This is a genomic window from Thiohalomonas denitrificans (assembly GCF_016841685.1).
In the GTDB taxonomy this organism is placed as follows: Bacteria; Pseudomonadota; Gammaproteobacteria; order Thiohalomonadales; family Thiohalomonadaceae; genus Thiohalomonas; species Thiohalomonas denitrificans_A.
Genome location: NZ_JAENYR010000008.1, coordinates 63,302 through 75,813, shown reverse-complemented (window position 1 = coordinate 75,813; position 12,512 = coordinate 63,302). Strand labels below are relative to the sequence as shown.

General features: G+C 59.5%; 11 protein-coding genes. 2 read left to right on the top strand and 9 right to left on the bottom strand.

The genetic code is table 11. The features are described from left to right. The first annotated feature begins 376 nt into the window (after positions 1–376). Positions 377–670, top strand: coding sequence for a hypothetical protein (locus tag Q7L05_RS03035; protein WP_303901725.1), 294 nt, complete (start codon positions 377–379; stop codon positions 668–670). Positions 671–689: 19 nt separating this feature from the next. After that, on the top strand, positions 690–1,436 hold the full coding sequence (locus tag Q7L05_RS03030; RefSeq protein WP_303901722.1) for a rhodanese-like domain-containing protein: 747 nt from the start codon (positions 690–692) through the stop codon (positions 1,434–1,436). A 117-nt stretch (positions 1,437–1,553) separates the two neighbouring features. Here the strand turns inward: Q7L05_RS03030 and Q7L05_RS03025 are convergent, their stop codons facing one another. The 9 genes from Q7L05_RS03025 to Q7L05_RS02985 all read right to left on the bottom strand — a co-directional run bounded on the left by Q7L05_RS03025 (position 1,554) and on the right by Q7L05_RS02985 (position 12,414). Further along, positions 1,554–2,324 (bottom strand): DUF2182 domain-containing protein, encoded by a 771-nt coding sequence (locus Q7L05_RS03025; RefSeq protein WP_303901719.1) that lies wholly within the window; start codon positions 2,322–2,324, stop codon positions 1,554–1,556. A gap of 10 nt (positions 2,325–2,334) precedes the next feature. Then, complete coding sequence (locus Q7L05_RS03020) at positions 2,335–2,937, bottom strand: DUF1326 domain-containing protein (RefSeq protein ID WP_303901716.1); 603 nt, start codon at positions 2,935–2,937, stop codon at positions 2,335–2,337. Between the two features lie 203 nt (positions 2,938–3,140). Next, positions 3,141–5,366 (bottom strand): nitric oxide reductase activation protein NorD, encoded by a 2,226-nt coding sequence (locus Q7L05_RS03015; RefSeq protein WP_303901713.1) that lies wholly within the window; start codon positions 5,364–5,366, stop codon positions 3,141–3,143. A gap of 160 nt (positions 5,367–5,526) precedes the next feature. Further along, a complete protein-coding gene (locus tag Q7L05_RS03010) occupies positions 5,527–6,330 on the bottom strand; it encodes a CbbQ/NirQ/NorQ/GpvN family protein (protein ID WP_303901736.1) in 804 nt (267 codons plus the stop codon). 306 nt (positions 6,331–6,636) lie between these two features. Continuing rightward, positions 6,637–8,031, bottom strand: coding sequence for a ribulose-bisphosphate carboxylase (locus Q7L05_RS03005; protein WP_303901711.1), 1,395 nt, complete (start codon positions 8,029–8,031; stop codon positions 6,637–6,639). Between the two features lie 169 nt (positions 8,032–8,200). Further along, positions 8,201–8,605 carry a hypothetical protein gene (locus tag Q7L05_RS03000; RefSeq protein WP_303901708.1) on the bottom strand — a complete coding sequence of 135 codons (405 nt, stop codon included), beginning with the start codon at positions 8,603–8,605 and terminating at the stop codon, positions 8,201–8,203. Positions 8,606–8,783: 178 nt separating this feature from the next. Next, a complete protein-coding gene (locus tag Q7L05_RS02995) occupies positions 8,784–9,182 on the bottom strand; it encodes a hypothetical protein (protein ID WP_303901705.1) in 399 nt (132 codons plus the stop codon). Between the two features lie 251 nt (positions 9,183–9,433). Beyond that, the gene (locus Q7L05_RS02990; protein WP_303901703.1) at positions 9,434–9,745 is read right to left on the bottom strand and encodes a hypothetical protein; all 312 of its coding nucleotides are present in this window, start codon (positions 9,743–9,745) and stop codon (positions 9,434–9,436) included. A 326-nt stretch (positions 9,746–10,071) separates the two neighbouring features. Next, on the bottom strand, positions 10,072–12,414 hold the full coding sequence (locus Q7L05_RS02985; protein ID WP_303901700.1) for a nitric oxide reductase activation protein NorD: 2,343 nt from the start codon (positions 12,412–12,414) through the stop codon (positions 10,072–10,074). Positions 12,415–12,512 lie beyond the last annotated feature (98 nt).

Here is a 12,512-nt window from a genome sequence, read left to right as displayed (position 1 = left end):
ATGCCGCTGCTCTCTGGATTCCCGCCTCCGCGGGAATGACGGGGGAGTGAGCAGTTACCTTTCTCGTCAAATAGACCCACTCGACTCGGGCATCCTGCTTCGCTCTACCGACTGCGTCCATGCAGTCGTATTCGCCTCGAAAGATCGAAAAATCTGTCTCAAACCGGCTTTCCCTCGCTACGATCGGTCAAGTCCGAAGGCTCCTAGCGCCTTTTAAGGGGTATTGCCCTGAGAATCAGAGGTGATAAACTTTTTTACTGAAAATAAGTACACAATCAATGTGTAGGGGGTTGGCATGGGCGATAAGGGTGATTCTCTCCCTTTTAACGGGGTGTCATTAAAATCGTTATTCGCTGTATTCCTTCTCGGGTCGGCGATGCAGGCATGGGCGGCCGATACCGGATATCTGGATGCGTTGAAAGCCGAAGCCGAAAGCGATAATCCGACCGTCGCACCCACTTTCCAGGCACAAGACGATGATGGGCGCCCACCACCGCGTACCGATGATCAACCGCAAATGGAGAGCTGGCTAAAGGCAAACTACATCGGCAGCTATGTGTTTTACAAGAAGTTGAGTGAGCCCAAGCGAAGGGCCGTCTACCGGGTCTACCGCTCCGGTGCGGAAATCACCAAGATACGTGAAAAAATCAACGAGTTACTCAAACAGTAACCACCAATAGGGGGTAGCCATGCATCAGCCGTTCACAAGCCGGCTTATCGGTATTTTCGTTCTATTCGGCAGTCTGGTGATAGCCATGCCAGCCAACGCTCTGGACGTCAACCTGACCGAAGACAAGGCTTCGTTCAGGGTCAACCACCACAACAAGATGATCGATGTCCGACGCGACCAGGACGGGGATAACCTGGTGGATGCCATGTGGGCCAAGACCTCGCGGAACTGTCCACCGTTTTGCATTCAACCTTCGACACCGGTTGCCGGGGTAGAGCTGTTCACTGAAACCGATCTGTTTGATTTCATGGAGCAAAAGGTCAATCCGGGAGATGGATTCCTCATTGATGCCCGACTGCCGGACTGGTATCTGCGGGGCACGATCCCGGGGTCGATCAATATTCCCTTCACGGTCTTCCAGCGCGAAACCGATCACCCGAATCTGATCGAGGCCCTGAACCTCCTGGGAGTCGGCGCCAAACGCGAAGACGGCACGATAACCCGACTGATCGATAGCGTATTTGGTGACAGCAAGAAATCGGGGCACTGGGACTTCTCGAAGGCCAAGGAAGTCGTCTTATGGTGTAACGGTCCCTGGTGTGGCCAATCACCCCACGCCATTCGTGCACTGGCGAAACTCGGTTACCCGATAGACAAGATCAAGTATTATCGGGGCGGCATGCAGATGTGGCAGCTCCTGGGGCTGAACACCATTGTCCCGGAGATGGAAGAGGTGCTCTTTTTCAACGAACAGGACGGCGAATAAGAGGCTTCCCGCATTGGCAGCGATTCCCCGCACAGCGTTCTAGTGCGGGGCTCCTTTTGACGGCCGGAAAGATTTTCGTCTTCGGGGTCTCGATTAGCAATTCCCGGACGGTCGTCCTCAGCCAATCCCCGATAGCAGCCACATCCCCGCCCCCACCGCGAGCACACCGGCAATTCGCCCCAACTTGTCGCCGGCCGGCGCAATCTTTTCCAATAGCATGAAAGCGGCCAAAAAGGCGGTCCAAACGAGGTTCATAAGCCCGGCCACGAACATCAGCAGCATAATGGCCCAGCAGCAGCCTACGCAGTAGCTACCGTGCTTCAGGCCCATCCACATCGCACCACCCGCCCCTTCCCGCCATTCACTGTTCAAGAACGCCATGGGCGTCCGACAGTGGGTCAGGCAGTTGTACTTCAGTGAGGTAAATTGGAAAAGTCCGGCGACTATAAGCAGCACTGCGCCCAACTGGGGTGTGACCTGGAGGACCAGAGGTGACAGAAGGGCGGCTTCCTGTAAGCCCCATTGCGCCGCAGTCCCCGCGATACTGTAAACCGCCCAGATCAGGACATATCCGGACACGAAAAAAAACGTCGGCACATAAGGTCCGCTTTGGCCGTGCTGGCGCCGATTGGTCGTCGCGAACATGAGGATCATGGGAGAGGCGGTGGGGATCATCATCCCCACCATCATGATATTCCACATGGCAAGGGAAGTCAGGATATCACCCGGCCCCCAGCTGCCGCTCCGGGGTGCGCACAGGAACTCCGCCGTGACCGCCCCGAACGGGGCAGCCATGGCGTACATATACAGCCAGGCCAGGAGTGTTACTCCCGCCAGAGAGGCCAGTATGATATTCCGGTCCCGCCGATAGACTGCCTGTGCATCCATGACGTCCCGGTCAGACCCTGTATTCGAATGGCGAGTGGTATCCATTTTCGCCGGAAAGCTGCCAGTGCATGTCATAGTCGTTGAACTCCAGCTTCTCCGACTTCGCCACCACCGTGGGGTACCCCGGGGCAATCGACCAGGGCCGATGGGTGATGGTGATCTCCTCGTCGCCTTCGGTGACGAGATCGACGATCTCCGCGTCGGCGATGCTGGGGATCCTCAGACCGCGGTGCCTGGCATTGCTTTCGTACTCGATGGGTACGCTCTTCACGCCGAGGAACTCACCGACATGCGAGAACAGGCGGGCCGGCTGCCCTCCGGCTTCGCCGGTGAAAATGGTGGTCAGGGCCTCCCGCTGCGCATCAGTGGCGCGCTCGTCGACGTAGAGCGCCGCTTTCCAGGGCACCTCCATCATATGTCCCGGTGAATACACCGCCAGCGCCACATTCAGGCTGTCGAGGGAAATATCACCGTAATGTCCCTCATCGATATGCCACCCGGCGAACAGCGTGCAGTCACCCTTGGTCGGCGCGCTCAAAAAGGCGCAGGGGCAGGCGGCATCACAGCTACAGGTTTCAAAATAACTACCGCAGGCATTCCATCGCATGTCCATGGGGCAATCCTCCCTTTTCCATGAACGTTTTCCCCTCGTTTCGCTTGAGGAGACCGGGCCGCGTCCGGCGGCCACCATCAGTTAACGGGAGTCTAGCCCTTCCTTGTCCGATGTCGAACCGATCCGTTCATTTCAACAAAACCCCGATTGTTCTCCTCAGCCGCCTGTCGATAGGTCGTAATGTTCAGCATGTGATTCACGCCTCAACGGGTCAGTGCCATGAACAACTGCGGCAGACGTTCGGGAAGCCGCTGCACCCGGTCGATGACCGTGTAGCGGTAACCGAAGATGTGATCGACATATTCGTCGGCGTGTGGGTCGAGGGTGACGCAATAGGTGTCGACACCCTTGGCCCCCAGCTCTTCCACCGCCTTCCTGGTATCCTCGATGAGGTAGAGCGGGTCGTCTTCGTCCACGTCATGGGGCTCGCCATCGGAGAGCAGCAGCAGCAGGCGTTTTTCGGCCTTTTGCCTGGCGAGGTATTGGCCGCCATGGCGCAGGGCTGCACCCATTCGAGTGGACAGGGCACCCTCCATGGCACCCAGCCGACTCTTCACCTGGTCATCCCAGGCATCACTGAACCCCTTGAAATGCAGATAACGCACTTCGTGACGGGTATTGGAGGCGAAACCGGCGATGGCGAACTTGTCGCCCAGGGCATCGACCGCAGTCCCGAGCAGTGAGACGGCCTCCTGGGAGAGTCGCAGGATGGAACGGTCGGCCCCTTGCGGGGTTTCGTTGAGGGAGTTGGAGAGATCGACCAGCAACAGCACGGCAATGTCACGGCCATCATGTTTGTAGAACTGGTGAATCCGCGAGTCGGGGGTGCTGCCGGAGCGGTAATCGATCATGGCGCGTACGGCGACATCCAGATCCAGCTCGTCACCCTCCTCCTGATAACGCACCCGCACATGCTGCTGGGGCTTCAGGAATTCCACCATGCGCTTGATCTTCTTGGCAAGCGGACGGTGCTCTTCGAGCAGTGAATCGATAATACCGGCATCACCCGCCGGGTGGATGGCCTCGTAAACCGTCGCCCAGTCGGCTTGATAGCGCCCCTGGTGATAATCCCACTCCCGATGGTGACGGGCGAACTGGATCTGCTCTTCCTCGTCTTCGGTGCGTGGGTTGGCGGCCTGGTGCTCGGAGTGGAATTCATCCTCATCGTCCGTGTCCTCCATGAACATCCAGATATTGCGGTTATCGTCCCGATAACTGATGAAGGTGTTTTCGAAGTAGATCCTGGGCGAGCGGAAATCGACCGAGTGGACCTTCACCAGATACTGCACTCCGAGCTCGGTAGGGATCTTGCGGTCGTGGGGATCGGCCTTCATCCGCTCCAGGAAGCGCTGCACAAAGTCCAGCAGCGTGGGGTCCCGGTAGGGGTGGTCTTCCGGGTCCAGCAGGGCGCGGGAGAGCATGGTGGCCAGGTGGCGGATACAGGCCCAGCCTTCGGGACAATCGTCCGGGCCCGGGACCGGGTGGAGGGCCTTCCAGATACGCCGGAGTCCCGGGAATTGCCGCATCAGCAGGTATTCGACACGCGCATCCTCGAACACCTCGATGAAGATATGCTGGTAGCGATTGAAGTTGTCCGCGATGAATGGCTCGGAGTAGAGCCGATGCCCCATCATGTGCGCAATGACGGCACGATATCGGTCCAGACCGCTTACCCCGTGAGCATCCGTGTAGATGTCCGGGACATGAAAGCCGAGGCTGTCCAGATAGGGCACCGGTTTGCGCAGTTCATGGAAACGCTCGGAGTAGATATGAAAAGGAACCTCATCATCCCAAAGGGCGCGCACGAAGGTCTCGATGCGACGCTCATGGTCCACAAAAAGCGTGCCGCGACGCTCTCGCTGCAGGGCGGCCTTGGCATCAGCTCCAGCCAGTGCGAACCAGTCGGCGAGTTTGTTGGGCTGGCTGGCGTGGGCCTGAAAACCCGCCTCGGCCCATCGCAACAATCCGCCGATATCCACCTGCGACAACAGGTCGGGGGTTTTCTCAATCAGCGGCTTCAGTCCATAGCGCCCCTCCTTCGCTACCCTGGTGACCAGCGCCAGCCACTGCTCGAACAGCGGTCGCTCGGGCAGGCGCCGGGCCACTGTGGGGAGCACCGTGAAGAAGGGCCCCACCTGGGCGGCATGGACCTCGAGCTGCAGTGTGGTGCCGATCTCGATGCAGGAGGTCACGGCCCCCTCTCCGACCATACGGGCAACCTGAGGCAGGGTCTCCAGATAGGTCAGGATCCGATCCTGGCCACGAGGCCCCCGTATGCAGAAGTTGAAGGCGCCGTCCAGCCAGGCGTCCAGCACCTGCTCCGACATGTTCGCCTTCGCCTCGGCGAAACAGGCGGGAAAGATGTCGTCAACCGCCTCTACCGGGCAGCGCAGCCGGGCGCGGGCGTTCTGAAGTTCGGTATCAGCCATGGTTGGAAATTAACCGCAAAGAGCGCAAAGAAAAACGGTGCACCGCAGAGACGCGGAGAACGCAGAGGTTCGCAGAGCGGGAATCCTGGAAGAATGCCCCGTGGCATCTCTCAAAAAAGCTTTGTGCCGCTCTGCGCACTCTGCGTCTCTGCGGTGAACCCTAAAAAATCAGATCAAACGCGCTTTCGAGATTGTCGCGGATATCGGTGTCATCGGTAATCGGCTGGATCAGCGCCATGCGGCAGGCCTGGCGGGGATCGACGCCATGCTGGATCAGATGAGCCGCGTAGACCAGCAGACGTGTGGAGATGCCTTCATCCAGGCCGTGCCCCTTGAGGTTACGGCCGCGGTGGCCGATATCTACCAGCTTGCGGGCCATGGCACTGTCGATGCCCGTCTCCTTGCTGACGATTTCGGTTTCGGTATCGGATTCGGGATAGTCGAACTCGAGGGCGGTGAAGCGCTGCTTGGTGGACTGCTTCAGGTCCTTCATCAGGCTCTGGTAACCGGGGTTATAGGAGATCACCAGCTGGAAGTCCTCGTGAGCCTGAATCACTTCACCTTTCTTGTCCAGCGGCAAAGCGCGCCGGTAATCGGTCAGCGGATGAATGACCACTGTGGTGTCCTGGCGGGCCTCGACGACTTCGTCCAGATAGCAGATGGCACCCATACGCGCGGCGATGGTCAGCGGGCCGTCCTGCCAGCGGGTACCCTGCGCATCGAGCAGATAGCGCCCGACCAGGTCGGCAGCGGTCATGTCCTCGTTACAGGCCACGGTCACCACCGGCTTGCCCAGCTTCCAGGCCATGTACTCCACAAAACGGGACTTGCCGCAACCGGTCGGGCCCTTGATCATCACCGGCAGGCGCGCCGCGTAGGCCGCCTCGAACAGCTTCACCTCGCTGCCGGACTCACGGTAGAACGGCTCGTCCCGGATGAGGTACTGGTCACGATTGATGCTCATGGTGCTCGCCTCTTGTTTCATTTTCCCGCTTCAGGTTGGCTTCGTGGTTCGGACAAAACCCTACCGGCGGGGCGAGTATAAGTAAAGAAGATATTAATTATCAAGATGATAGGGATTTGCTTATAGATTGACGGGGCACTCCGGCTCCCCGCATCGGACGGCCGGGATCAGCGCCGGGCCCGGCCCTTTAATGCGGCCATTCGGCATGCGCCAGGGCCATAAGTGTCACCCCAAACCTAAAAAACCCCTGCCGCAAACGGCAGGGGTTTTTCACGGCAACCAGGCTCTCCTGGCAGCCTGACGGACTTACTTGTGAGCAGCCGCAGATACGCCCAGGCTCTCGCGCCAGCCCGGATACAGCTTGTCAGCGTCCCAATCGAAGGTCTCGAAGGCGCCCTTCAGTTCCGGGTGCTCCTTCGCATATTCGACCAGATCGACACCCTTCATCCAGGCGTCACGGGCCTGCTGCAGGGATTTGGCACCAGCGGTACCGCCGTCCTTGTGGCCGAATGCACCACCGCCAGAGGTCTGAATGACGTTGGAGTGACCCAGGTTATCGAAGAAGCCCGGCAGACGCAGGGCGTTCATGCCGCCCGAGATGATCGGGGTGGTCGGCTTCATGCCATACCACTTCTGCGGGTAGTACAGGCCTTCGGCCTCTTCGTTCTCCAGCATGTACGCCAGCAATTTGTCGGTGGGGTCACCTTCCATCTTGCCGAAGCCCATGGTGCCGGTGTGGATGCCGGAGGCACCCTGCATGCGGGACATCTTCATGTGTACCAGAGCGTTGTAGCCACGCTTGGCCTGCGGGCTGGTGATCATGCCGTGGCCGGCACGGTGGTAGTGCAGGAACTGATTCGCGAAATAGCGACGGCAGGTGGTGACTGACATCGGCCCGCCGAGAAAACCATCCACCAGGAAGGCGACGTGGTCGGCGTCCTCGCCGAAAGTTTCCAGGATGAACTCGCCGCGCGCAATCATCTCGAACGGGTCGTCGGAGGTGATGTTGGCGGAGAAGAGCTTCGCCTCGCCGGTCTCATCCTGGGCACGCTTCATCGCGTCGGCCACCAGCGGGATGGTCTTTCTCAGCGGAGCGAAGACCTGATTGCCCTGCGGCTCGTCGTTCTTGATGAAGTCGCCACCGAGCCAGAACTGGTAGCAGGCATCGGCGAACGGCTGCGGACGCAGGCCCAGCTTCGGTTTGATGATGGTGCCGACGACCATGCCGCCGTTGTTGATGTCACGGCCCAGCACACGCCACATGTCCTGGATGTTCATGGCGGGGCCATCGAACAGGCGCAGGTAGGCGGGCGGTATATAGAAGTCGAGCATCTTGGCGTATTCGACGTCGCCCATGCCCTGGTTGTTACCGATAGCCAGGGTCAGGAAGCTGACGATCATCGCCCGACCGTCCTTGATGTTGCGGTCGAAGAGCTCGATCGGATAGGCGATCTTCATGAGCTCTTTGGCTTCGTCGATTTCGTAGACCAGAGCGTCGACACCCTTGGTAAAATCATCGGTGGTGGAGACTTCGACGTTGGTGCCGGTGGAGGACTCGGCAGCGAAATGCGCTGCAGTACCGAGGAAATCGTAGTAGCCGGCCTTCGGCTTCATCAGGTAGGCACAAAGTACGTGGCGGCCGCCCTTGATGAGTTCGTCTTCATTCAGGTCAAGACGTGCGTAGCGATTGGACTGGTCCATTGATGAACACCCTTGCTGTTTGGTTTTTTAAATGCGTGCGGCGGCATCCCGCCATCTCACGATGGAGGCACAATACACCAGTCCGGACCATAAGAAAAGAGCCTACCCTTAAATTTGGTGGATAAGCAAAACCTTATGGATTTAATAAACTCGGGGGATGGCAGGGGTGTCAGGACCTCCCCGGAAAGGCGACGATCCGTGCTCCCGGCGGATAGGCAGCCCTCAGTTGTCCCTGCATCCGAATGGCCAGTTCCGGAAGCACCGAATGAACGAACAACTGTGCATTGGAATTGTAGAGAAGGGCCCGCGCCCTGACCGGCCCGGCGAGCTCGCCACGGGCGGCGGCTTCAAACCCGGTCCAGGCCAGCGCCGGCTTGTAACCCAGCCGCAGGTCGAAGCAGATCCAGGCATCCTGGAACAGGTGCAATTCCACGCCGCGACCCCCGAGAATCGTTTTGATCGGCAGATCGAAACGCAGAAGCGCCAAACGGATCGGGTTATAGATCTCCGGCTCGATGGTGACAGTGAGGTCGTCAGTGGCCGGCTCCGACGGCAGGCCGGGTTTCATCGGCATTCGCGCTCCTCCTCTTTTGGAGCCATTCTAACCTAGTATTATAGTCAGGTTTCAAGCCGTGTGTCGTCCCGGTGAGTCCTCAGGCTGAATGGTTCCTCCTATTGAGGAGTGCCGTGGCCAAGATTTGCGAGAATCCTCCCGAACCTTGCCGACATTTGTCAGGGACAGGCGCGTGCCGCTAGTCCCTCTTTTTGAACGGGAGCACGGCGGGCTGGGTTCCCGCAGGTCCGTAACGTTCGCTCAACTCGTCTCGGACAATCTGCAACGCTCGCCTCAGCACCATAGAAGCGTGGCCGTGATAAAGCCTGACCCTGCAAGGCACAGACTCGTGCAGTGTGCTGCGGCCCTTGGCTTCGAAGTCGGTCCAGGCCAGGACGGGAATATCGTTGAAGGCGACGTCCACGACGATCCAGGCGTCGTGTTGCAGGATCATCTCGAGAGTCTTCAGACCTGGCAGGGCGAGCCGAATGCTCGGTCCGTCACGGCTCAGGGCCCGATGTACCAGGTTGTAGTCCGCCCCATCCACTTTTCCCGCTCGACTGGTGAGCGCCGGAACCTCCTCGTGACGGGTATACATCGAGTACTCCTGCATGATGTTTTCGACCGTTTCAGCATGGCGCGCCTGCGCGGGGCCAGCGGGTCTGACTCCAGCAAGCGCAAAACCGCATGGTTGCTGCTCGCCTTTCCTTGAAGGGAGCCCTGCAGAGCCGCTCCCGCCGCGTTGCGGCTCTTGGAAAGGATACAAACAGCAACCATTCCCGGCGAGCCAAGCCTTGCAGGGACGACTCTGCGGGCCTCTGAATCGGTAAAACCCTTCATGCAGGCGTACTACTCGTCCTGGATATCCCTCTCGGCATCCCAGCCGGCCGCCCTGGCCTCGTCAAAGGCCTTCTGCTGGATTCGCATGAAGCGGGCCCGGAGCTCCGGGGGCAGTTTACCGACCCCGAATCCGTACTTTTCCCATTCGGCATTGACCTTTTCCCACAATCCCTCGAGGGCTTGCGCATTCCAGCCTTTACAGGTCTCCTTCTCGGGAATCAGCCCGAATACCCAGGCATCCCGGATGATCTTGGCGGTATCGGTCATGCCACCGTTGAGTTCGTTGTGGATCCCAACGTAGCGTTTGTCGAGCCTATTCATCAGTACCTACCTCGCTTTAACCGCAAAGGGCGCGAAGGGCGCGAAGCAGTGCGTGCTTGTGTGTCTTGGCATCTGGAGCTCAAGGTGCCCTCTGTTCGGTCAATCAATACCTAAAACCCGCTCGTAAGCACCCAGCCCTTCGGGCGAATGTTTCAAATGATGGCTTTGCCGTTTCGCCCACATGTGAGCTTCTACCGATCCGCAATCTCCGCCCACCGACGATCAAAAGTATTCGTTCGGTTTCCTTTGCGCTCTTTGCGTCTTCGCCTACAGGGATGTAGGTGAGGGGCGTGAGCAGGAGCGGAAGCTTTGCGATTAAGGCCGTTCTACCGCGTGAGGCTGGCGAACAGGGTCGGAAGCTTCTCCGGCAGCCGCTGGACGTGGTCGACGACAGTATAGTTGCTGGCGCCAAAGATCCGCTTCACATAACTATCGGCGTTGGGATCCAGCGTCAGGCAGTAGCTGAGCACCCCACAAGTGGCGAGCTCCTCGACCGCCTTGCGGGTATCGCAACGCAGGTGCTGCGGATCACGCTCGTCCACGTCCGACGGCTCACCGTCGGTCACCAGCAACAGCAGCTTGCGCTGCTCGGGCTGGCGCAGCAGATGGCTGCCGGCGTGCCGTATGGCAGCGCCCATGCGGGTGGAAAGCCCCCCTTTCATACCGGCCAGCCGTGCCTTCACAATGTCATCGAACGGCTGATTGAAATCCTTGAAGCGATAATACTGGACATCATGACGCCCGTCGGAGGCAAACCCGTGGATCGCAAAGGGGTCGCCGATGCCGTTGATGGCCGTCGCCAGCAGCGTTGCCGCTTCGCGGGTCAGCTCCAGGACCGTCTTGTCCGCCCCTTCCACCGGATCGTTGGTCGACTCGGAGAGGTCGAGCAGGACGCTGACCGCCACATCCCGTTTATTGATGACATTGCGCATGGTGATGCGCGGATTCGGGTGCTCACCCATGCGAATGGCAATCATCGCGTCAACGGCGGCATTGATGTCGATCTCATCGCCATCTTCCATGTTGCGCACCCGCTGCACCCCTTCAGGCGCCAGCATGTCGATGATGCGCTTGATTTGATAGGCGATCGGTTTGTATTCCTTGAGGATATCGTCCACCAGTTCCGGGTCGCCCTTGGTCTGGCGCCGTTCGTACACCGTCGCCCAGTCGGGACGGAACAGCTGGACCTGGTAGTCCCATTCCTTATAGTGGAACGGTTCGGAGATCGGCTCCTTGCCCCACATCCGGTTATAGCTGACCGTCGCTTCACCGGCATCCTCGTAGGGGAAGAACTCGGTTTCGCAGATCCACACTTCCTGGGCATCATCGCCGGCCAGCTCACTATCAAGCTCGTTGGCCATTTCGATGGCACTGACATACTTGCGTATCTGACGCTGGCTGGCCGGAATGTACTCGACTCCGTGCTGTGCCCAATCGAACTCCTCGAACTCCCAGATGAAGCGGTTATCGTCGCGGTAGGGAATCCGGATGGAGTCGAGAATACGCAGGCTCGGCACCTCGCGTCGAGCGGCGAAGAGATTGAACAGCTCGAGTCCGAAATGCCAGGAGAACCCGTTGTCGTCCCGCTTCGCCTCGATGTTGCTGTGAAAGCGGGTCGCCAACTCATTCAGCGGTCCGTCTTCGCTACGCACCGCAGGGTCCAGGAGCATCAGGGCAAAGTGTTCCAGTTTTTCCACGCTGGGATGCTCGACTCTCCCCGCATATTCGGCGCTCATCAACCTGCGCCAGAGCTTGCGCAGACCCGGGAAATCCCGCATGGCGTGGTATTCGACGCGTGCGTCCTCGGCCAGTCCGATGAAGAACATCTGCGCCGGCGAGAGCTGTTCAGCCGATATCGCCGATGTGGTGTAGCTCACGTGCGCCGCCAGATGAGCGGCCTGGGCCCGGTAGAGCTCCGCCCCGCTGACGTCGCCGATACGATCCACCGCGTCCGGCAGGTGCAGCACATGGTGCTCCACGTACGGCTTGAAGCCTTCGTGATCGGCGGCGGCCGGGCGCAGAAAGAAATCCCTACCCCACAAGGCGCGGAGATAGAAGTTCAGCTTGCGCTGCATATCTACGAACAGCGTGCCGCGCCGCTCCTTTTGCAGGACCTTCCGGCTGTCCGGACTCTCCAGCGAGAAGTACTCGACCAGATTATCGAAATCGCGCCGGTAGGCCTCGGCCCCGAAATTGGCCCAGCGTTTAAGACCGGAGAGGGTGAGTTTCGAGAGCAGCTCATCAATGTGACGCAGCATCGGTCGCAGTCCTCGCGCCGCTCGCGCCGAGAGCTGGTGGATCAGCTGCAAATAGCCCCGCAGCAGCTCCGGATCCCCCAGACGGCGTGCCGCCGTCGGCAGGCTTGCGAACAGCAGCGTGATTACCTCGCCAGAAGTCATGGAGGAGAGCTTCAAGGCCGCATTGACGCAGTCGCGAATGACATCTTCGCCGCACTCCTTGACGACCAGCGGCATCTCCTGGAGATAGGTCACCACCAAGTCGGTTCCGCGCCCGAGCTCACAGAGCGCTTTGGCCCCTTCCAGGTAAGCCTGGAGGCCCACCGGGGACATCGTCCGCGAGGCCTCATGAAAGCTGCCTGCCAGGGTGTCACGCACCTCGGGCGACGCCTTGCTCAGGCACTGGGTATATTCTTCGAGATCGATGCTCATCGGCCACCTATTTCATTTTGCACCGCAGAGGCGCAGAGCTCGCAGGGGATGGACTCATGGATCGGATGAGTCGGCGCCCAGTCGGAACAGGAACAGGG